This is a genomic window from Streptomyces varsoviensis, assembly GCF_000718635.1.
Taxonomy (GTDB): domain Bacteria; phylum Actinomycetota; class Actinomycetes; order Streptomycetales; family Streptomycetaceae; genus Streptomyces; species Streptomyces varsoviensis.
In genome coordinates, this window is record NZ_JOBF01000013.1 from 117,124 (window position 1) to 137,372 (window position 20,249).

At 74.8% G+C, this 20,249-nt stretch carries 19 protein-coding genes; 4 read left to right on the forward strand and 15 right to left on the reverse strand.

The window, feature by feature from the left end:
- Nucleotides 1–29: 29 nt before the first annotated feature.
- From IF55_RS19135 to IF55_RS19160, 6 genes are read right to left on the reverse strand one after another with little or no spacing between them, the layout of a single operon-like run.
- Entirely contained in the window at nt 30–1,256 is a 1,227-nt protein-coding gene (locus tag IF55_RS19135) for a ketosynthase chain-length factor (protein ID WP_030878084.1), read from the reverse strand.
- Nucleotides 1,253–2,521 carry a beta-ketoacyl-[acyl-carrier-protein] synthase family protein gene (locus tag IF55_RS19140; RefSeq protein WP_030878087.1) on the reverse strand — a complete coding sequence of 423 codons (1,269 nt, stop codon included), beginning with the start codon at nt 2,519–2,521 and terminating at the stop codon, nt 1,253–1,255. Before IF55_RS19140 ends, IF55_RS19135 begins: the two co-directional genes overlap by 4 nt.
- A 29-nt stretch (nt 2,522–2,550) precedes the next feature.
- Nucleotides 2,551–4,212: an FAD-dependent oxidoreductase gene (locus tag IF55_RS19145; protein WP_030878089.1), complete on the reverse strand. Its 1,662-nt coding sequence runs from the start codon at nt 4,210–4,212 to the stop codon at nt 2,551–2,553.
- Nucleotides 4,213–4,247: 35 nt separating this feature from the next.
- Nucleotides 4,248–4,547 carry an antibiotic biosynthesis monooxygenase family protein gene (locus IF55_RS37350; RefSeq protein WP_048832183.1) on the reverse strand — a complete coding sequence of 100 codons (300 nt, stop codon included), beginning with the start codon at nt 4,545–4,547 and terminating at the stop codon, nt 4,248–4,250.
- A 9-nt stretch (nt 4,548–4,556) separates the two neighbouring features.
- Entirely contained in the window at nt 4,557–6,185 is a 1,629-nt protein-coding gene (locus IF55_RS19155) for a class I adenylate-forming enzyme family protein (protein ID WP_048832184.1), read from the reverse strand.
- Nucleotides 6,178–7,128: an aromatase/cyclase gene (locus IF55_RS19160; protein WP_245661250.1), complete on the reverse strand. Its 951-nt coding sequence runs from the start codon at nt 7,126–7,128 to the stop codon at nt 6,178–6,180. The genes IF55_RS19155 and IF55_RS19160 overlap by 8 nt, the downstream gene beginning before the upstream one ends.
- Nucleotides 7,129–7,255: 127 nt before the next feature.
- Here IF55_RS19160 and IF55_RS19165 point away from each other — a divergent pair, with 127 nt between their 5' ends.
- A complete protein-coding gene (locus tag IF55_RS19165; protein ID WP_030878099.1) occupies nt 7,256–8,260 on the forward strand; it encodes an aldo/keto reductase in 1,005 nt (334 codons plus the stop codon).
- Entirely contained in the window at nt 8,257–8,457 is a 201-nt protein-coding gene (locus IF55_RS19170) for an MbtH family NRPS accessory protein (protein ID WP_037963430.1), read from the forward strand. The genes IF55_RS19165 and IF55_RS19170 overlap by 4 nt, the downstream gene beginning before the upstream one ends.
- A 68-nt stretch (nt 8,458–8,525) precedes the next feature.
- Here IF55_RS19170 and IF55_RS19175 read toward each other — a convergent pair whose 3' ends face one another.
- Nucleotides 8,526–9,152, reverse strand: coding sequence for a rhomboid family intramembrane serine protease (locus tag IF55_RS19175; protein ID WP_245661251.1), 627 nt, complete (start codon nt 9,150–9,152; stop codon nt 8,526–8,528).
- A gap of 5 nt (nt 9,153–9,157) precedes the next feature.
- A complete protein-coding gene (locus tag IF55_RS19180; protein WP_030878103.1) occupies nt 9,158–10,213 on the reverse strand; it encodes a class I SAM-dependent methyltransferase in 1,056 nt (351 codons plus the stop codon).
- Nucleotides 10,214–10,357: 144 nt separating this feature from the next.
- Between IF55_RS19180 and IF55_RS19185 the strand changes: the two genes are divergently transcribed.
- Complete coding sequence (locus tag IF55_RS19185; protein WP_030878106.1) at nt 10,358–11,557, forward strand: nucleotide disphospho-sugar-binding domain-containing protein; 1,200 nt, start codon at nt 10,358–10,360, stop codon at nt 11,555–11,557.
- Nucleotides 11,558–11,644: 87 nt separating this feature from the next.
- Here IF55_RS19185 and IF55_RS19190 read toward each other — a convergent pair whose 3' ends face one another.
- The 3 genes from IF55_RS19190 to IF55_RS19200 are packed head-to-tail and all read right to left on the reverse strand — an operon-like array spanning nt 11,645 to nt 14,366.
- Complete coding sequence (locus IF55_RS19190) at nt 11,645–12,373, reverse strand: ABC transporter permease (protein WP_030878109.1); 729 nt, start codon at nt 12,371–12,373, stop codon at nt 11,645–11,647.
- An 11-nt stretch (nt 12,374–12,384) separates the two neighbouring features.
- A complete protein-coding gene (locus IF55_RS19195; RefSeq protein ID WP_030878113.1) occupies nt 12,385–13,311 on the reverse strand; it encodes an ABC transporter ATP-binding protein in 927 nt (308 codons plus the stop codon).
- Nucleotides 13,308–14,366 carry a ketoacyl-ACP synthase III family protein gene (locus IF55_RS19200; RefSeq protein WP_048832186.1) on the reverse strand — a complete coding sequence of 353 codons (1,059 nt, stop codon included), beginning with the start codon at nt 14,364–14,366 and terminating at the stop codon, nt 13,308–13,310. The genes IF55_RS19195 and IF55_RS19200 overlap by 4 nt, the downstream gene beginning before the upstream one ends.
- Nucleotides 14,367–14,556: 190 nt before the next feature.
- On the opposite strand from IF55_RS19200, the gene IF55_RS19205 reads away from it, so the two are divergent.
- Nucleotides 14,557–15,855 (forward strand): acyltransferase domain-containing protein, encoded by a 1,299-nt coding sequence (locus IF55_RS19205; RefSeq protein WP_063764002.1) that lies wholly within the window; start codon nt 14,557–14,559, stop codon nt 15,853–15,855.
- Between the two features lie 103 nt (nt 15,856–15,958).
- Here IF55_RS19205 and IF55_RS19210 read toward each other — a convergent pair whose 3' ends face one another.
- The 4 genes from IF55_RS19210 to IF55_RS19225 are packed head-to-tail and all read right to left on the reverse strand — an operon-like array spanning nt 15,959 to nt 20,216.
- The gene (locus tag IF55_RS19210) at nt 15,959–17,053 is read right to left on the reverse strand and encodes a MupA/Atu3671 family FMN-dependent luciferase-like monooxygenase (RefSeq protein ID WP_063764003.1); all 1,095 of its coding nucleotides are present in this window, start codon (nt 17,051–17,053) and stop codon (nt 15,959–15,961) included.
- On the reverse strand, nt 17,053–17,829 hold the full coding sequence (locus IF55_RS19215) for an NAD-dependent epimerase/dehydratase family protein (protein ID WP_030878125.1): 777 nt from the start codon (nt 17,827–17,829) through the stop codon (nt 17,053–17,055). The genes IF55_RS19210 and IF55_RS19215 overlap by 1 nt, the downstream gene beginning before the upstream one ends.
- A gap of 3 nt (nt 17,830–17,832) precedes the next feature.
- Entirely contained in the window at nt 17,833–18,849 is a 1,017-nt protein-coding gene (locus tag IF55_RS19220; protein WP_030878127.1) for a Gfo/Idh/MocA family protein, read from the reverse strand.
- Nucleotides 18,846–20,216, reverse strand: coding sequence for an NDP-hexose 2,3-dehydratase family protein (locus tag IF55_RS19225; protein WP_030878129.1), 1,371 nt, complete (start codon nt 20,214–20,216; stop codon nt 18,846–18,848). Before IF55_RS19225 ends, IF55_RS19220 begins: the two co-directional genes overlap by 4 nt.
- Nucleotides 20,217–20,249 lie beyond the last annotated feature (33 nt).

The following is a 20,249-nucleotide window of genomic DNA, read 5'->3' on the forward strand; positions in this document are numbered from 1 at the left end:
GGTGTGTCGCTGGGTTCTGCGGTGTGCGGTCAGCACGCCGTGCCGCGCACGACGAGCGCCGAGTTGAAGCCGCCGTGGCCGCGCGCCACCACCAGGGCGGTGTCCGCCCGTGTGGCGCGCGGCTCGCCGGTGACCAGGTCGAGCCGGTCGCCGAAGGCGGGCTTGGTGATGTGGGCGGTGTGCGGCAGCACGCCCTCGCGCAGGGCGAGCAGCGCGGTGGCCACGTCGAGCGGGGCGCCGCCCGAGCAGAGCCGCCCGGTCAGCGTCTTGGGCGCGGTGACCGGGACGCCGCGGGGGCCGAACACGGCGCTCAGCGCGTCCGCCTCGGCGCGGTCCAGGTCCGCGGTGCCCGCCGCGTCGGCGAACACCACGCCCACCTGGTCCGGGGCGGTGCCCGCGTCGGTCAGGGCGCCGCGTATGGCGCGCTCCAGCCCGGTCGAGCAGGCCGCGGCTCCGCGCTCCGGCCGCGGGTCGAACGTGGCCGCGTACCCGGCGATCTCCCCGTAGGCCCGGGCGCCGCGCTCGGCGGCCGCCGAGCCGTCCTCCAGGACCAGGAACGCGCCGCCCTCGCCCGGCACATGGCCGGCCGCGTCCTCGTCGAAGGGAAGGTACGCGCGCTCGGGGTCGTCGCCGCGGGCGACCCGGCCGCCCGCCAGGTGTCCGGCCCAGGCGAACGGCGACAGCGAGCTGTCCACCGCCCCGGCGAGCATCAGCCGCGCGCCCTTGCGCAGCGAGCGCCGCCCCTGGGCCATCGCGTCGAGGCCGCCGGCGTGGTCGGCGACGACGGCGGCGCACGGGCCGCGCATATTGTGCCGGATGCCGATCTGGCCGGTGTTGACGGCGTAGAACCAGGCGAACGACTGGTACGCGCCGACGTGCTTGGGCCCCTTGCTCCACAGGTTCTGCAGCTCGCGCTGGCCGAAGTCGTAGCCGCCCGCGGTGGCCGCGGTGACCACGCCGCGCCGGTCGGCGGGCACGGTGTCGAGATCCACGTCCGCGTCGTCCAGGGCCCATTGGGCGGCGGCGAGCGAGAGGCGGGTCATCACGTCGGTCTGCGGCAGCAGCCTGCCGGGGATGTGCTCCTCCGGGACGAAGTCCTTGATCTCGCCGGCCAGCGTCGCCGGGTAGCCGCTCGTGTCGTAGCGGGACAGCGGCGCGACGCCGTTGTCGCCGCGCAGCAGCGCCTCCCAGTACGCCTCGGCGCCGAGGCCGTTGGGCGCGGCGATGCCGATCCCGGTCACCACTGCCGCTGTCATGCCGTCCGCCTTTCGGGCCGTGCGAGCACCATCGCGCTCTGGAATCCGCCGAAGCCGCTCCCGACGCTGAGGGCCACGTCGGTACGGTGCTCGCGGGCGGTGATGGGTACGTAGTCGAGGTCGCACGCCGGGTCCGGCTCGCGCAGGTTGGCCGTGGGCGGGATCACCCCGGTGTCCATGGCCAGCGCGCAGGCCGCGATCTCCAGGGAGCCGATGGCGCCGAGCGAGTGCCCGATCATCGACTTGATGGAGCTGACCGGCGTGGCGCGTGCGTGCTCGCCGAGGGCCAGCTTGAACGCCGCGGTCTCGTGCCGGTCGTTCTGCTTGGTGCCGGAGCCGTGGGCGTTGACGTAGTCGACCGCCTCGGGCGCCAGGCGCGCCTCGTCGAGGGCGGCGGTGATGGCCTGCGCCATCTCCACGCCGTCCAGGCGCAGCCCGGTCATGCTGTACGCGTTGGAGCGGGACGCGTAGCCGGCGACCTCGGCGTAGATGTGGGCGCCGCGCCGCCGCGCGTGCTCCAGCTCCTCCAGAATCAGCACCGCGGCGCCCTCGCCGAGTACGAGGCCGTTGCGGGTGCGGTCGAAGGGCCGGGAGGCGGTCTCCGGCTCGTCGTTGCGGGGGGAGGTCGCCTTGATCGCGTCGAAGCAGGCGACGCTGATCGGGGTGATGGGCGCCTCGGCGCCGCCGGCGACCAGCACGTCGGCCGCGCCCTCGCGGATCAGGTCGGCGGCGTGGCCCAGCGAGTCGAGCCCCGAGGTGCAGCCGGTGGAGACGAGGGCGACCGGGCCCTGGGCGCCGGTGTCCCAGGCGACGTCCCGCGCGATGGAGCTGGGTACGAAGTAGTCGTAGGCGTACGGGGCGGCGTACGTGTGGTCGACTTCCCACTGGCGGCCGCCGTCGCTGGCGGCGACGTACTCCTCCTCCAGGCTGACGCTGCAGCCGACGGCGCTGCCGATCGCCACGCCGGTCCTGGCGGGGTCGAGCTCGTGCAGTTCCAGGCCGCTGTCGGTGACCGCCTCCCGGGATGCCACGAGGGCGAACTGGGTGACCCGGTCGAGCCGCCGGATCTCCTGCGGGGTCAGCCCGTGCGCGGCCGGGTCGAAGTCGACCTGGGCCGCGATGCGCGACCGGAACCGGCTGACGTCGAATCCGGTGAGCGCGCGGGTCGCGGTGCGACCGGCCGTCATCTGCTCCCAGAATTCCTTGGTGCCGAGACCGCCGGGGGCCACGGCCCCGATCCCGGTTATCACTACTCGCCGCGTCATGGCGCCTTCTCCTCCTGTCATCGGCCCGGTCAGCATCCGGCCAGCGGCTCGACGGCCTCTGGAGCCGTCCTGGACACGGGGCGCGGGTCGGCCGGGGCCAGCGCCGCCTGAAGGGCCCCTTCGGTCAACTCCCGCCCGCGGGCGGCCACATAGCCGTCCGGGCGGACCAGCAGCCAACTGCCGGCGCGCGCGCCGAGCGTGCCGCGCAGTACGCCGCCGGGGTCGGCGAGCGGCCCGGGGCCCGCCTCGCCGCGGGCGGTGGCGGTCCGTACGGTCAGCCAGGCGCCGTAGTCGTCGTGCGCGCGCAGGGCGGCGCCGGTGGCGGCGGCCGCGTCGGCGTCCTCGCCGGGGAAGTGCAGGAGCGTCCAGGCCGGCTCGCGCAGTTCCGCGACGAGCTGCCGCCATCCGGGGGACGCGGCCTGCTCGGGCGTCGCCTGGGTGACGCGCTCCCCGGGGGCGGGCCCGGTCGTGCGGCCCGGCTCGTCGGCGCCGGTCAGCGGCGAGTCGGGATAGGACACGTTCAGGCCCGCGACCCGGCCCAGCGCGGTGCGCTGCATCTTCACGCGCAGCGGCGGGACGCGGCGGGCGAGGCCGAAGACGACCGGGAGCGCCACCCCGGCCAGGGCGTTCTTCAGGGCGACCAGCTTGGTGGCCTTGCGGGTGCTGTCGAGCAGTTCGGCGCCGATCGGGACCCTCTCGGGCGAGTAGCTGTCCAGCAGCCGGTCGCCCGCGTGCCCGTGGATCACCGAGGCCAGCTTCCAGGCGAGGTTGTACGCCTCCTGGATGCCGGTGTTCATGCCCTGCCCGGACGCGGGGCTGTGCACGTGGGCGGCGTCCCCGGCGACGAAGCAGCGGCCCACGCGCATGGCCGGGACCATCCGCTGCTGCGCGGTGAACACGGAGATCCAGCCGGGGTCCGCGACCCGCACCGGGTGGCCCAGGCCCGCGGTGAGCTTGCGGGCGAAGCGGTCGGCGACGGTGCGGGCGCAGCCGTCGTAGGCGACGTCCGCGGTGTCGAGCATGCGCCAGCGGGTGGCGCCGGGCATCGGCGCCATCATCAGCATGGTGCCCTCGGCGCGGATCAGGTAGATGCTGTTGCGCGGCAGTTCGGTCTCCACCTCGGCGTCGGCGAGCAGCCAGGTCTCGTTGGCGTCGCCGAGCAGCGCCAGGCCGAGCTGCTTGCGCACGGTGCTGTGTCCCCCGTCCGCGCCGATCAGCCAGGGCACCCGGGTGTCCTGGGCGCCGCCGTCCGCCGTGCGCAGGGCGACGCGCGCGCCGTGGTCGTCGTGGCTCAGGGACTCCAGGCGGGTGCCCCACTCGACGCTCACGCCGGCCGCGGCGAGCGCGTCGCGCAGCACCTCCTCGGTCAGCACCTGGTCGATGGTGGTGCTGAAGGGGAAGCGGGTGGGGGTGGCGGTGTAGTCGGCGTCGAGCCGGATCAGCCGACGGCCGCCCGCGAACACGGTGAACGCGGTGATCCGCCGCATCCGCCGCACCATCTCGTCCAGGACGCCGATCTGGTCGTACGTCTCCAGCGTGCGCGGGTGGACGGCGATGGCGCGGCTGGTGACGGCGGGCCCGTCCGCCGCGTCCACCACCCGTACCCGCACTCCGCGCCGGGTCAGTTCGAGGGCCGCGGTCAGCCCGACCGGGCCCGCGCCCACGACGAGAACGTCTGCTGTTGCCTGCACGGCGTTGCCCCTCCCGTTTCCCCGTCGGTGGATGATCAGGCCGCGACGGCCTCGTGGATGACCTCGTACAGGTCCGGGGTGGGCTTCTCGATCACCCCGGCGAGGCCGGTGACGCGGCTGCGGAAGCCGTCGCTCTGCACGGCGGCCCGGTGGTCCTCGGCCCGCTCCCAGGTGGCGAGCTCGACGAAGACGTTCGGGTCGCGCAGGGAGCGGAGCATCTGGTGGCTGACGTAGCCGGGCCGGCGGCGCATGTAGTCGGTGAGGTCACCGGTGACGCGCTCGAAGTCCTCGATGCTGCCGATGACCTTGAGGGTGTTGACGAGGGTGACTGCCATGACGGTCTCCTAGGCGGTTGCGGTTGCGGTGGGAACAGTGAGAAGAGGGGCAAGGGGGGCCGCGTCGGCGGGCGCGAACTGCTCGCGCAGGGCACGGCGTTGCACCTTGCCGTTGCGCGAGCGGGGCACGGCGTCGACGACGGTGACGTGCCCGATGCGCTGGTACACGGCGAGGCGGGCGTCGGCGAACGCCCGTACGGCATCGGCGACGTGCTGCCGGCCGGCCGCGTCCCGCGGTGGTTCGCGCAGCGCGATCAGGGCGTGGGGCACCTGGCCGCTGAAGGGGTCGGGGTGGCCGAAGACGGCGCACTCGCGCACCGCGGGGTGGGCGGCGACAGCCTCCTCCACCTCGGCGGGGGCGACCAGCTCGTTGTCCCGTTTGAAGACGTCGGAGCGGCGGTCGGTGACGTAGAGGCGGCCGTCGGCGTCGAGGCGGCCCACGTCGCCGGTGGCCAGCCAGCCGTCGGCGTCCAGGTGGGCGCCGGCGGGCTCGCCGAGGTAGCCCTTCATGATCTGCGGGCCGCGTACGTGGATCTCGCCCTTGGCGCCGGGCGGGGCCGCGGCGCCGGTGTCGAGGTCCACGACGCGTACGTCGGTGCCGGCGACGGGGAAGCCGCAGGAGCCGACGGCGGAGCTGCCCGGCGCGTCGATGGTGACGATCGGCGACGCCTCGGCCAGGCCATAGCCCTGGACGACGGGGATGCCGAAGTGGTCTTCGAGCGCCCGGGCCGCGCGGGGCGGCAGGGCGGAGCCCCCTGAGAAGATCCCCCGCGCGCTGCTCAGCCGCAGCCGCTCCAGGCCCGGGTCGGCCGCCAGATGGGCGAGGCGCACCGGCAGGCTGAAGTAGTGCGTGGCGCCCGCCTCATCGGCCGCGGCGAGCGCCGCCGGGGTGTCGCCGCCGGGGAAGAGCACCTGGGCGGCGCCCGCCCAGACGGCGGAGTTGAGGTGCATGAGGTGGAACAGCGGCAATTGGTTGAGCGTGACCGAGGTGTCGTCCAGGCCCTGCGCGTGCGCGGTCTGGGCGGCGTTCACGGTGAGGTTGCGGTGGGTGAGCTGGACCGCCTTGGGCGCCCCGCTGGTCCCGGAGGTGAAGTGCAGACAGGCTGTCGCGTCCGGGTCGGGCGGGGCCGGGCGGCCGCCGCCCGCGGCGCCGGGGTCGTCCGGCGCCGCGAGCAGCGAGCTGACGGTGGTGTCGCCGTCGGCGAGGGTGATACCCGCCGCGTCGAACACCACCACGTACCGCAGATCCGGGAGGTCGTCCCGGAGCCGCGTCACGCGGTCGTACGTCTCCGCGGTGACCACGGCCACCGTGGAGCGCGAGACCGCAAGCACATGGCGCAGCCCCTGTTCGCGCATCATCGGGTTGAGGGACACGATGACGTTGCCGCTGCGGGCGGTCGCGTAGTAGAGGGCGGCGAAGTCGGGGTCGAGCGGGGTGGCGACAGCGATCGCGGCGCCGTCGCCGCCGGTCAGCCGGCGCAGCCCGGCGGCGAGGGCGTCGACGCGCGCGTCGAGTTCGGCGAAGGTGACGGTGCGGTCGCCCAGGCGCAGCGCGGTCCGCCCGGGCCAGCGGCGGGCCGCCCTGCGGGCGAGACCGTCCACGCTCAGCCCCTCGGGGAGAGCGGGCTGCTCAGGCATCGACGGTCTCCTTGCGCCCGTTGTCGGCGATGTCCTCGGCGTACTCCTTGGCGAAGCGCAGGTTGGCGACGCTGTTGGCGCTGAGCACACGGCGCAGGTAGGCGCGGGCGTCCTGGACGGTGGCGCCGGGCCTCAGCAGCTCCAGGTTGGCCGGGTCGATGGTGGCGGTGTGCCGGGCCTCGGCGAGCGTGCCCTCGGGGGTCTCCTCGAAGACCCAGTGGCCGGTGTGGGCGGTGAGCAGCGGCGCCAGGCTGATCTGCTTGTAGACGATCTTCCCGTGCGGGAAGCAGATCCGCACCGAGCGCGTGGTGTGCGGGCGGCCGTCCGGCGTGAGGGTGTCCATGTCGAAGAACTGGACGTTCGGCACGTCCTCCGTCATGTCGATGCGGGTGACGTGCGGGAAGCGGTCGGGCCACTGCTCGGCCCGGTACAGCAGCTCGTACGCGTCCCGCGGCGCGCCGCCGATGAACAGCGGGTCGGCGAACTCGATGGTCAGCTCGGCCAGTTCGGCGTGGCGCTCGGCGGCCTCCTTGAACTCGGCGAGCTGCGCCTCGATGTGCGGCACCGCCCCCCGCGCGGCGGCCGGCACGGCGAAGTCGTGACCGACGGTCAGGGTGGCGGTGCCGTCGTCGCGGGCCTCGACGCGCCACTCGCCCTCGGCGAGCGGGTTGGCGAAGCCGATGCGCAGCGCGTCGCGGTCCAGGGTGCGGTGGTTGGTCCAGTTGCGGACCTGGTTCTCGCCGCGCAGCGCCCAGATCTCCACCTCGTCGGTGCCGGCGTCGGCGCCCGGCGTGTGCTCGACGTGTACGACGGAGGAGAGCAGTTGGGGCCAGCGGGCCACGTCGGCGACGGTGTCGTAGACGACGTCCGCGGGCGCCGCGACCACGGTGCTCCGCACCACGGCGGCGTCCGGTGCGGCTTCGGGGGCCTGGGTGTTCGGCACGAGTGCGGTCCTCTCAGTTGCGGTGACGTTGCCGCAACGTTCGGCCCCGGGCCTCGAACGGTTCTGGACCGGCGGTGGACCGGCCGCCCTCGACCGGGCGTCGAGAGGGCGGCCCAAGGGTCTGCGCATGGACATACGAACTCTGGGCCGCGCCCAGGTCGGCGCCCTCGGTCTCGGCACGCTCGCCCTCACCGGCGGGTACGGGTCCGTGGGCGCCGCCGACGCGATCGCCACCGTGCGTGCCGCGCTCGACTGCGGCGTCAGTCTGCTCGACACCGCCGACTTCTACGCCGGCGGCGCGGTGGAGGAACTGCTCGGCCGGGCCGTCGCGGGCCGCCGCGACGAGGCGTTCCTCGCCACCCGCGGCGGCGCCCTGTTCTCGGGACCGGCGCGGCCCACGTCCTTCGACGGCTCCCCCGGCTATCTGCGCCGGGCGTGCGAGGCGTCCCTGCGGCGCCTGGGCACGGACCGGATCGACCTGTACTGCCTGGCCCGGGTCGACCCGGCGGTGCCGGTCGAGGAGAGCGTCGGCGGCCTCGCCGAGCTGGTCGCCGAGGGCAAGATCCGGCACATCGGGCTCAGCGAGGCGAGCGCCGCGCAGTTGCGGAGGGCGGCCGCCGTGCACCCGGTCACCGCCCTCGCCACCGAGTACTCGCTGTGGTCGCGGGACGTGGCGGACGAGATCCTGCCGACCGCCCGCGCACTGGGCTGCGCCCTGGTGGCGTGCAGCCCGCTGGGCCGCGGCTTCCTCACCGGCGCCCTGACCGGCGCCGACCTGCCGGCCGGCGACTACCGGCGCAACCACCCCCGGTTCAGCCCCGCCAACCTGCCCCGCAACCAGCGGCTCCTCGCCCGCGCCGAACGGATCGGCCGCGCGCACGGGGTGCCGCTGCGGCACCTGGCGCTCGCCTGGGTGCTGTCGCGGGGCGAGGACATCGTGCCCATCCCCGGCACCCGGAGCGTGGCCCACCTCGATGACAACCTGGCCGCCGCCGCGCACCGGCTGCCCGACCGGGCGGCACAGGAGCTCGCCGAGCTGTTCGCCCCGCGGGCCGTGGCGGGCTCGCGCATCCCCGCCCCGCGTGCGGCGACCGTCCGCACCTCGCCGTCCACCGTCAAGGAGGAATCGTGATCGTGGCCTTCAACGTGACCGGGCTCTACCTCGTACTCGTCGGCCCGTCCGGCGCCCCCGAGATCTGGCCGGCGTTCATCGACGTGCCGCCGGACTGGACGGTGTCGCTGGGGGCGTCGTCGCGGGCGGCGTGCGTGGAGCACATCGACGCCTGGTACGGGGGCGTGCCCGAGGAGCCGGCGGCAGTGGCCGCGTGAATCGCCCCGTACGGTACGCGAAGGAGGCCGCCACCCCGAAAAGGGTGGCGGCCTCCTTCGTACCGCGCTCAGCTTCTGCGGCGGCGGCGCCCGAGCAGCAGCGCGCCGATCGCGGCGCCCGCCAGCGCGGCGGGCCCGTGGATGTCCCTGGTCGCCGAGGTCGCGGCGTAGACCGCGGCGCAGGCGCCGACGCCCACGACGGCGGCGAGCGTGCGGCGGACGCCCCGCGGCAGCCGTACTGGCAGCACCTTGCTGCCCTCCTCGGACAGCAGGTACACGGCGAGGGCGCCGATCATGCCGCAGTCGGCGACGGAGTTGCCCGCGCCGTGCGGCTGGAGCGCGTAGCCGATCGCCTCGCCGGCCAGGCCCGAGCCGAGGTATACGGCGAGCATGCCGGCGCCGCCGTAGAACCGCTCGACGTTGACGCCGAGGATCACGATGCCGGTCACCGTCGCCACCGCCTGCCACGGCGGGTCCTGCACGAGGAGCGGGGTGAAGGACCGCCACCACTCACCGTTGGTCACCAGGTCGGGGTCGCGCCGTAACTGGTCGAGGAGGTGCGGGTGGAGGAACTGCCAGACCGTGAACGCGCCGGTGACGAGCAGCACGGTCAGGGTGGCCCGCGGGATGCGTCCGCTCTTCTCGGCGCGGGCAACGGCGGCCGAACGGCGTTGGGGCGTGGTCGAGTCGCGCATGCGCATCACGATGACACAGCGCTGGGACGGCGGCCGATCAGTGCGCTGAGGGGCAGCCCGGGGCGGCTGTGGTGGTCGGCCTCGGTGAGCCCGGCACCGGCCAGCATGGCGCGGTAGTCGGCGGTGGAGTGCATCTCGCCGCCGTCGGTCCACGACAGCATCAACAGCCCCAGGAGGTGGGCGTGTTCCTGTTCCACGGCCGGTGCGTCGCCCGCGGTGAAACCGACCACCGCGAGCCGTCCGCCGGGCGCGAGGAGCCCGGCGAGCCGCTCGACGAGCCGCGCGGCGCGCTCCGCGCCGAGGTGGAAGAGGAGGTTGGCGACGACGACCACGTCGTAGGGGCCGCCGAGGTCCACCCGCTCCACGTCGCCGGGCAGGTACGCCACCCGCTCCCGTACGCCCTGCCGCTTGGCGTGCCCCTCCGCGACCTCCAGCACCTCGGGCCAGTCCTGGGAGACGATCCGGGCGTCCGGGTGCCGGGCGGCGATCTCGTACCCGAACAGGCCGTGCCCGCAGGCGGCGTCGAGCACCCGCGGCGCCTCCGTCTCCGCCAGGTACGGGTCCAGCGCGTCGGCGAGGAGCTCGGCGCCGCGGCGGGTGCCGAAGGTGGTGTGGGTGGCGAAGTCCACCCAGTAGTCGAAGCCGGGGCCGAGCGCGTCCCGGCCGGGCAGCGGCCCGCCCTCGCGCACGGTGCGGGCCAGCACGCCGAGCGCCGTCCACTCACCCGTGCTGCACGCTACGTCGACGATGCCGCCGCAGTACCGCGGGCTGGTGGTGACGAGCAGTTCGGCGCCGCCGGGCGGCAGCCCGTAGCGGACGCCGTCGTGCTCGGCCAGCAGCCCGGCCCCGGCGAGCGCGCCGGTCAGGGCGCGGGCGCCGCGCGGGGCGAGGCCCAGCCGGCCGGCGAGTTCGGCGGCGGTGAGCGGGGCGTCGGCGACGGCGTCGAAGACGCCGAGGGCGACCCCGGTGCGCAGCACGGCGGTCGCCTTGAAGCCGGCCATCATGTGAAAGAGCCGTTGTGGGGTCAGCGGGTTGAGCTCTGCCGTGGCGGAATCGGCCATCCCGGCCTCCTCGGATCGATCCGTTCGTCATGTGCCAAGTGCGCTGGATCGTTCCCGGCCGTACTCAAGGACCGCTCAAGCCGCGGGCGCGACGCTGCCACCCGATGGAGAAGGCGATACGCAGGCGCTGCTCGGGAGGCTGCCTTGAAAGTACTGTTCACGGTCTCGGCGTGGCCGGGCCACTACTACCCCCTGGTGCCGCTGGGCTGGGGGTTGCAGGCCGCCGGGCACGAGGTGCGGTTCGCCTGCGCCCCCTCGCAGCAAGGCACCCTGGCGCGGGCCGGCCTGACGCCCGCGCCGGTGCTCGCCGAGATCGACATGGCGTTCCTGGCCCGGACGCAGAACGTCCGCAAGGCCGCCGAGGGCGCCTGGCCGTACCCGTCTTTGCCGCCGCACCCGGTGACCGGGCGACCCATGGCGGACCTGGCGGAGTTCTCCTTCGAGCGGGAGATCGTGCCGCGGTACGTCAAGCCGCTCAAGGAGAGCTACGCCGCCGCCGTCGAGTACGCCGGCCGCTGGCGCCCCGACCTCGTGGTGCACGAACTGCTCAGCATGGAGGGGCTGCTGGCGGCCCGCGTCCACGACGTGCCCTCGGTGCTGCACCTGTGGGGCCCCGTCGGCACCACGGAGGACCCGGCCCTCGGCCTGGTCCCGCGGGACTTCACCGGAGCCTTCGGCTCCTACGGCGTCGGTGAGCTGGGCCCCGACCTGATCGAGCGGGCGATCGACCCGTGCCCGGCGCCGCTGCGGGGCAGCCTGCCGGCGGGCACGCAACGGCTGCCGATGCGGTATGTCCCGTACAACGGCCCCGGCGCCATGCCCGAGTGGCTGCTCGACGCCCCGGACCGCCCCCGTGTCTGCGTGGTGTGGGGGAACTCGCCGCGTCGCATGGTGGGCGCCGACGCGTTCGCGCTGCCGCGCATCCTGCGGGCGCTGGACGGGCTCGGAGTGGAGGTGGTGCTCGCGGCGGGGCCGAAGGACGCGGCGGAGCTGGACGACCTGCCCCCGTGGGTGCGGCTGCTGGAGGACTTCCCGCTGCAGCAGTTGCTGCCGGCCTGCCGCGCGGTGATCCACCACGGTGGGGCGGGAGCGGTGATGACCGCGGTGGCGCACGGGGTGCCGCAGCTCGTGGTGCCGCACGCGATGGACCAGTTCGCCAACGCGAGCCGGGTCGCGGCGAGCGGCTGCGGCCTCGTGGTGCCGGGCCCCGAGATGTCGGCGGAGGCGGTACGGGAGGCCGTGGTCCGGCTCCTGGACGAGCCGTGCCTCTCGGCCGCCGCCGGGGAGCTGCGCGCCGAGGTCGCGGCGATGCCCAGCCCCCTGACGGTCGCGAACGAGCTGTGAAGGGGGCGGGGAGCCGCGCGGCCGGCCGCCGGGGAGCGCGGTGCCGCCTGGGCCGATGGCGCGGTTCCCCGCCCCCGGGACGGCGCTCTACACCCGTACCTCGTCGCGGCGGTAGAGCCACGCGGCGCCCGCCACGGAGACGAGCAAGTACACCGCCAGCACGGCCACATCCGTGGTGGCGGGCCAGTCCCCGTTCTGGGCGACGTGGCCCAACTGGGCCAGGTGGTACGTGGGCGTGGCCTCGGCCACGAGGCGGAGCCAGTGCGGGAAGCCGTTCACCGGCCAGAACAGGCCGCCCAGCATGGAGAAGCCCATGTTCACGACCATGAGCCCCACCGTGATCGACGTGCTCGTGAAGAGGTAGCCGAGCAGCACGCTGAGCACGCACAAGACCCAGCTCCCCGCCCATACCAGGCCCGCGGACATCACCCACTCCCGGATCGGCATGTGCACGTCGTTGACCAGCGACCCGAGGACGAAGATGGCGACGATCGAGACCAGGGTGACCACGGCGGCGGCCATCAGCTTCACCACGACGTACCGCACGCCCGACATGGCGGTGAGCCGTAGCTGACGGGTCCAGCCGATCTCGCGCTCCATGGCCACGCGCGGGCCGCCGATGGACAGCGCGGCGCCGATCGCGCCGAAGACGGCCATGGAGACCAGGAGATACCGGGCGACCGGCGTGCCGTCGATCGGCTCGTCGAACTGCGCGGCGGTCGCCAGGTAGATCACCATCGGCATGCCGATGGTGAAGAGGATGAGCCGCCAGTCGTTGAAGGCCCGCTTGAGTTCCAGTTCCAGCATGACGTTCATCGGTCGGTCTCCTACTCGTGCGCGTGCGCGGCGGCCAGGGGCGCGGTAGCCTCTTCGGTGATGCTGAGGTAGGCCTGTTCCAGGCCGAGCCCGGTGATCTCCAGGTGGCGTGGGCGCAGCCCGCCCAGGAACAGGGCCTCCGCCGTGGCGTCCGAGTCGGTGCTGCGCAGCCGCACCACGCGGCCGCGCTCGACGACGACGTCCACCGTGCCCGGCAGGGCGCCGAGCACCCGCGGGTCGGGGTCGTCGAGTTCGAAGACCAGTTGGCGGGAGCCGGCCCGGGACTTCATGCCCTCGGGCGTGGTGTCGGCGAGCAGCCGGCCCTGGTGCATGACCAGGACGCGGTCGGCGGCGCCGTCCGCCTCCTCCATGTAGTGGGTGGCGAACAGGACGGTGCGGCCCTGGTCCGTCAGGCCGCGCATGTTCTCCCAGAACCGGGCGCGGGCCTTGACGTCCATGCCCGCGGTGGGCTCGTCGAGGACGATGAGCTCCGGGTCCTCGATGATCGCCAGAGCGAAGCGCACCCGCTGCACCTGCCCGCCGGACAGCTTGTCGACGGGCCTGGCCGCGATCTCCTCGATGTCGGCGCGCCGCATGATCTCGTCCACCGGGAGCGGGTGCCGGGCCACGCGGTGGGCGAGGCGCACCAGGTCGCGGACGCCGACGCCGGGCATGAGGCCGCCGCGCTGGAGCATGGCCCCGGCCCGCCCGGCGCGGATGGCGGCGGACGGGCTCTCGCCGAAGAGGCGCACGTCGCCGTCGTCGGGGCGGAGCAGGCCGAGCAGCATGTCGAGGGCGGTCGACTTCCCGGCGCCGTTCGGCCCGAGCAGGGCGACGGTCTCGCCGGGCCGGACCTCGAAGTCCAGACCGTTCACCGCGCGGACGTCGCCGTAACTCTTGCGCACCCGCCGGAAGGCGATGGCCGCTGTTCGGGTCATGGGGTGGGGTTCCTTTCCTTGGATCGGGGGTGGGGGCCGGGGGGCCGCAGGATCTCGACGACGGCGCTCGACCAACTGAATCCGGCGCCGACCCCCATCAGGAGCACCCGGTCGCCCGGTGCCAGGCGCCCTGCCGCGACGAGCCGGTGCAGGCCCGCCAGTTGGTCGCCCGCCCCGAGGTGGCCGACGGTGCGGGCCCAGTCCCAGGTGGTGCGCCGCTCGTCGATGCCGAGCTGGGCGAGGTAGTTGGCGGTGAGCCTGCGGTGGCCGAAGTGCGGCAGCACGAAGTGGTCGATCTCGCCGAGTTCGGTGTCGGCGTCGGCGAGCGCCTGTTTGAGGGCGCGCTCCTGCCCCGCCCTGCTCCGGGCCACGGTGAACGCCATGCCGGCGCTCCGCAGGTAGGCGCGCTGCGCCTGCTTGAGGTCGACGGTGCGGCGCGCGGCCAGCGGGGCGTCGGCGAACGGGTCGTCGCCGCGGTGCATGCGCTCCAGTTCGGGGTCGCTGACCAGGCTCACCGGGTGCAGCCGCGCGAAGCCGTCCCGGTTGTCGAGGACGCAGGCGGCCGCGCCGTCGGCGAAGACGGTGCCCGGGTCGCTGTGCCAGCGGTCGAAGGACGGCGCCGGGAACCGGTCGCCCGCCGCGACCACGGCCGAGGCCCGCCCGGCGGCCGCCCGCAGCCGGTCGCGGGCCAGGGCGAGGGCCGCCATGCCGCCGTTGGACAGTTGGCGGATCTCCACGGCCGGGCAGTCGTTGCCCAGGGCGGCGCGCTGGATGTACGACGCGGGCGCCCACATGTCGTGGCCCTGGTACCAGACGGTGGCGTACAGCAGGAGGTCGATCTCGTGCGGCGGCGCGCCGGCGGCGCGCACCGCCTCGGCGACGGCGCGCGCCGCCATCTCGGGGGCGGGCACGTCGTCGGAGACGGTCACGGACTCCATCCGCGCGGGGGCCGCCACCGCCGGCCGGCACAGTCCGCGGCGTATCGCGTCGTGCGTGGCGAGCCGGGGCGGCAGCCAGCTTCCGGTGCCGCTGAGGTAAATGCCGTCGGATCCCATGGGCGCAGGCTCGCGGTAGCCGCTTGAGCCCGGCTCGATCAGGCGCCGCCGGGCCCTGGGGCGCTTCTGATGGTTCTCCGTGGGTGAAGGAGCGGCGTCCGGGGCCCTGGCGCGGTCGACCGGGGTTCGAGGCGGCTGGGGCACGGTGCCGGGCGACCGGAACCATCCCCGTGAGCCGAGAGGGACCGTCGTGACCAGCACCGACAACCGCACCGGAAGCCGCATGCTGCGGTGGGCCGCCCCTGACGACGAGGCCGAGGAGGAGGTGCGCGACGAGCTGGCGGCGCGGCTGCGGGCGGCCGGCGGCGATGGCTTCGCACGGGTCGCCGACGACTGGGGCGACGGCCCGGGCGCCGGACCGGTGCGCGGGGCGCTGGTGGCGGCCGACCGGGACGAGGCGCTCGCCGCGCTGGGCGGTACGCGGCCCGGCCGTTGCGCGCCCCGGCACCCGGACCCGGCACGCCCGGTGGCGCTGCTGCTCGCGGGCCAGGGGGTCCAGCAGCCCGGCATGGCGAGCGGCCTGTACGGGACCGAGCCCGCGTTCACCGCGGCGATGGACGCCTACTTCGAACGGCACGCCGGGGACGGCGAGTCGCTGCGCGACGAGTGGCTGGCGGCGCGGCCCGGCCCCGAACTGGACGACATCACCCGCGCCCAGCCGCTGCTGTTCGCCGTCGGCTACGCCGTGGGCCGGATGCTGCTCGACTGGGGCGTGCGGCCGGACGTGCTGCTCGGCCACAGCGTCGGCGAGGTCGCGGCGGCGACGCTGGCCGGGGTCTTCACCCTCGACGAGGCGGCCGAGGTGATGGCGGAGCGGATCGACCAGCTCGGAGCCACCCCGCCGGGCGGGATGCTGGCGGTGGCCGCGTCCGCGGAGCGGCTCGCGCCGTACGTCGCCGGGCCGGTGGCGGTCGGCGCGGTGAACTCCCCGAGCCAGGTGATGCTGGCGGGCCCCGACCCCGAACTGCTCGCCGCGGAGCGGGCGTTGCGCCGGGACGGCTTCACGGTGCGGCGGGCGAGGGCGACCACGGCGTTCCACAGCCCGGCGGTGGCCGAGGCGGCGGCCCTCGCCGTGCCGACCCTGACCCGCATCGGGCCGCGCGCCCCGCGGATACGCATGGTGTCGGCGTACACGGCCGCGGAACTGACGGCACGGCACGCCGAGTCGCCCCGCTTCTGGGCGACGCAGCCCGCGGAACCGGTCCTGTTCGGCCCGGCCCTCGACGCGCTCCTCGCCGAGGGGGACCATTTCCTGGTCGACGGCGGCCCCGCCCAGTCCCTCGCGGCTCTGGCCCGCAGGCACCGCGCGGTGGTCGGGTCCGGCAGCACGGTGGCGGCCGCCCTCCCCGCGGGCCGCCGCGCCCCGGCGGACGACCTCCGCACCACCCTGACCCTCGCGGCCCGGCTGTGGGCGGAAGGGCGCCTCGGGGCGCGGGAAGCCGCGCGAACGGACCACGACGCGCACACGAGCTTCGCCGACGTCCGGTAGCGCCTCGGCACGGTGCACGTCGGCGCGTCCGCCGCCCAGGAAGCCGGCGGCGGACGCGACCGTCACCCTCGCCACCGCCGCCGGGCATGCCGGCGGCGCGCGCTCAGCCCGTGGCCACCCGCCGCCGGACCTCGTTCAGGCAGGGCAGCCCGGCCAGCATCCGCTCATGGTCCGCCACGAAGTCCACCAGGCACGCCACCTCGTCCGCCCCGGCGTCCCGCACCTTCGCGGCGACATCCACGCACTCCTCCACCGACCCGATCAGCGACGTCCCGGCCAGGTACCGGTTCACGCCCAGTTCGGCCACCCGCCGCCGCCCGTTCTCCTCCGCCATCAGCGGATTCCCGCTGCGCCCCCCGCTCATCGACCCGCCGGAGGAGACCGCCCGGGTCTCCAGGTCGAGCGCCGTGAGCAGATAGCGCTTGAGCCAGGGCACCGCGACCTCGCGGGCCTCCTCGGTGGTCGGGGCCACGTACGTGTGCATCATCACGGTGACCTTGCCGCGGCCGCCGACGCCGTGCGCCGCGAACTCCTCGCGGTAGGCGCGGACGTTCTCGCGCAGCGCGCCGAGGTCCTGGTTCTCCAGGTGCGTGAGGACGTTCGTGCCCAGGCGCCCGGCCTGGCGGAACGTCGCCTCGCTGCGGGAGGCGGTCAGCCAGATGGGCAGGTCCTTCTGGACGGGCCGCGGGTACAGGTCGAGGGTGACCTCGACGCCGCGCGGGTTCTCGCCCGTCCAGGTGCCCTCGCGCCAGGCCCGCCGGATGGCCGCCACGTCCTCGGTCACCCGCTGCTTGCGGGTGTCGTAGGCGTCCTTGGCGAGGACGAAGTCGTTGACGTTCCAGCCGGAGCCGATCGAGATGGCCGCGCGCCCGCCGGACACGCTGTCGACGACGGCGAAGTCCTCGACGACCCGCGCCGGGTGGTGCAGCGGCGTGACGACGGAGCCGGCCCGGATCTGTACGTTCTCGGTGACCGCGGCGACGGCCGCGGAGGTGACCGCCGGGTTGGGGAAGGCGCCGCCGAACCGGTGGAAGTGGCGCTCCGGCGTGGAGACGAACGCGAACCCCAGCTCGTCGGCGCTGCGGGCGCCGTCCAGCAGCATCCGGTAGGTGTCGGCGGCCTCGTCGCCCACGGCGGCGAAGAAGAAGATCCCGAAGTCGAGGCCGGAGCCCGTTCCGGCGTCGTGCGCGTGGTCCATCAGATGGTCCTCACTTCCTGTGCTGCGGTGCCCGCCGCCACGGCGGGCAGGACGTAGCGGTCGAGGACCGCTCGGTAGTAGCCGGGGCCGAAGCCGAGGCGCGCCGACTCGGGCACCAGGCGGCGCAGTCTGGTGATGTCGACGGTGTGCGCGCCGCGCACGTCGACGTACGAGCGTTCGGCGCGCACCCCGAGCCGCGCCTGGAGGTGGTCGACGATGCGGTCGACCGGCACGGCCGCGCCGGAGGCCACGTTGACCGTGGCGCGCGGGCCGCACCGCTGAAGCACGGCGTCGACCAGGGTCACCAGGTCGTGGATGCCGATGAGGTCGCGGGCGGCGCCCCGGTGCAGGACGACCCGGCCGGCGGCGAGCTGGGCGAGCAGGCTCGGCAGGAGCTGGTGCGGGGGCTGGCCGGGTCCGACGACGTGACTGAGGCGCAGGATCACGTGGTCGGTGCCGCCGGCGGCGAGCTCCTGCTCCAGGGAGTGCTTGTGGGCGCCGTACGGGGTCTGCGGCGTCACCGCGTCGTCCTCGCGGCCCGTGCCGCCCGATCCGCCGTACATGCCGGAGGAGGCGGTGGAGAAGAAGACGAGCCGGCGCCCCTCGGCCCGGCAGCGTCGCGCGGTCTCGCGGACCAGCTCGGCCTCTCTGCGGAACTGGTCGGCGGCGGTGTCCGCGGCGCACGAGACGCCGGCGGCCAGCACGGTGGTGCCGGGGTGGCGGTGCCGGATGGGGGCGAGGTGCCCGGCGAGGAAGCCGCGCCCGATGATCTCCATCGGTCAGCACGCCCCTTCGGGGGCCGGCGCGGGCACGGCCGTGGTGGTGACAGCCCGCTCGCGTACGGCGTCCAGGAGCCGGGCCTGGCGGACGATCGCCGGGTCCGGGCGGACGCGACCGTCTCGCACCGCGCGCGCGAACGACCGTACGGACAGCGCGAACTGGTGGTGCGGGGCGACGGTGCGCTCGGTGACCGTCCCGTCGCCGTGCTCGACGCGGACCACGGCCGGCCGGTCGTCGGGCGGGGTGAAGGCGCGGTCGAGTACGATCCGGCCCCGCTCCCCGGCGAGCTCGTAGCGGCTGCGGTACGCGTCGGCCATCCCGAAGGTCAACTGTGCGGTGCGTCCGGTGCCGGTGGTGAGCAGCGCGGCGCCGCCCGTGTCGACGCCGTGGCGCGGGTCGTGGCCGAGCACGGCCCCGGCGACGGCGAGGTCGTCGCCGAGGTGCAGTTGGGCGGCGCGCAGCGGGTAGACGCCGAGGTCGAACAGGGCGCCGCCGCCGAGACCGGCCCGGTAGCGGATGTCGTCGGGAGCGAACGGGGGGACGCTGAACGCCGAGGAGAACGAGCGGAGTTCGCCGATGACACCCTCGTCGAGCAGGTCCCGGACCACCTGGTGCTGCGGGTGGTGCAGGAACATGAGGTTCTCGGCGAGGAGCAGTCCGCGGCCGAGCGCCCGCGCGGTGAGGGCGCTCGCCTCGGCCGCGGTGGTCGCGAGGGGCTTCTCGGCGAGCACGTGCTTGCCCGCGGCGAGGGCGCGGGAGATCCACTCGGCGTGCAGGCCGGTGGGCAGCGGCACGTAGACGGCGTCGATGTCGTCGCGGGCGAGCAGCCGCTCGTACCCCACGACGGCCTCGATGCCGAACCGCCCGGCGAACTCCTCGGTCCGGGAGCGGTCGCGGCCGGCGACCGCGACCGGCGTCACCTCGTCGACCCGGGCCATGGCGGGCAGCATCCGCCGCCCGGCGATGGAGGCGCAGCCGAGGACGCCGAACCTGACCGGCCGCACGGCGGCGCTCATGACAGGCTCCGCAGGCAGGCGGTGAGGGTGCGGGCCTCCACGTCGAGGAAGTTGCCGTAGCCGAGCAGCTCGTGCAGTTGGTGCTCGGCGACCCACTGGAACCCCTCGGCGGCGTCGGCCGGGTGGTCGTCCGCGGCGATCAGGGCGTACCGGTTCTCGGCGTGGAGGAAGCGGCCGCCCTCCTCGGAGTGCACCACGTCGTACAGGACCCGGTCCCGCTCACCGGTGAGGGCCCGCCGCACCTCGTCCAGGTACGGCGGCGGCTCGGGGTGGTTGCCGGGGGCGCACTGCACGGTCGGGGCCAGCTCGGCGACGCTGTGCGCGCCGGCCTCGACGCGGGCCCGGGCGAGGACGTGGCGCACGCCCGCGATCCGCTTGACCAGGAACGCGGCGAGGCCCCGGCCGGCGGGGGCCAGGATGGGCTGGGTCCAGGAGGCCACCTCGCGCCCCGTGGCCCGTACGTCGAGGGCGGCGATGCGGAAGAAGCGGCCGTCGTCGCGGGCGATCTCGGTGCCGCCGCGGTGCCATCCGGCGCCGTAGACCTCCCGCAGCGGCACCAGCCGGCGCACCAGTTCCCGCCGGGCCCGGACCTCGGTGAGGGTGCTGAGCACGTCGACCGTGGAGTGCACCGAGAACGCCCCGGGGTCGGCCCCGGTGGGGAGCACCGACAGGACCGTGCGGGAGTCCATGTTGACGAGGTTGTCCTCGGCGAGCAGCCGGTGGAGCTGGCCGAGGGTGAGCCAGCGGAAGTCGTCGTGCTCCTCGACGCCGGCCGTGGTCTCGACGACGAGGTTGCGGTTGCGCTTGGCCAGGAACCAGGAGCCCTGTTCGGACTGGAGCCCGTCCGCCAGGACGCGTCCGGTCCGGCCGGGAGCGAAGTGCTCCAGGTAGCGGATGGGCGAACCGCGGTGGACGCCGGTGTAGTTGGAGCGGGTGGCCTGCACGGTGGGCGACAGTTGGAGGGAGTTGATGTTGCCGGGCTCCATCTTGGCCTGCATCAGCAGGTGCGGCACCCCCTCGAACTCCTTCACCAGGATGCCGAGCAGCCCGATCTCCGGCTGGTTGATGACCGGCTGGACCCAACTGCCGCCGTGCGCCTCGTCGGTGCGCACCCGCAGCCCCTCCACGGAGAAGAAGCGGCCGCTGTCGTGCACGAGGTTCCCGGTGGGCTCCTCGAACCGCCAGCCCTTCAGCTCCGCGAAGGGGATCTCGGTCACCGAGAAGCGGTGGGCCGCGGCGCGCCGGGCGAACCAGGCGCGGACGTCGGCCAGGGAGCCCGCCACCCCCTCGGTGGCCGCGGCGGACACCGCGAGCCGACGGGCGGTCTCCGCGGACCGGCCCGTCCGCGCGGCGGGGACGTCGAGCATGTTCTCCTCCTGTACCTGGAACGGATGGCGGGT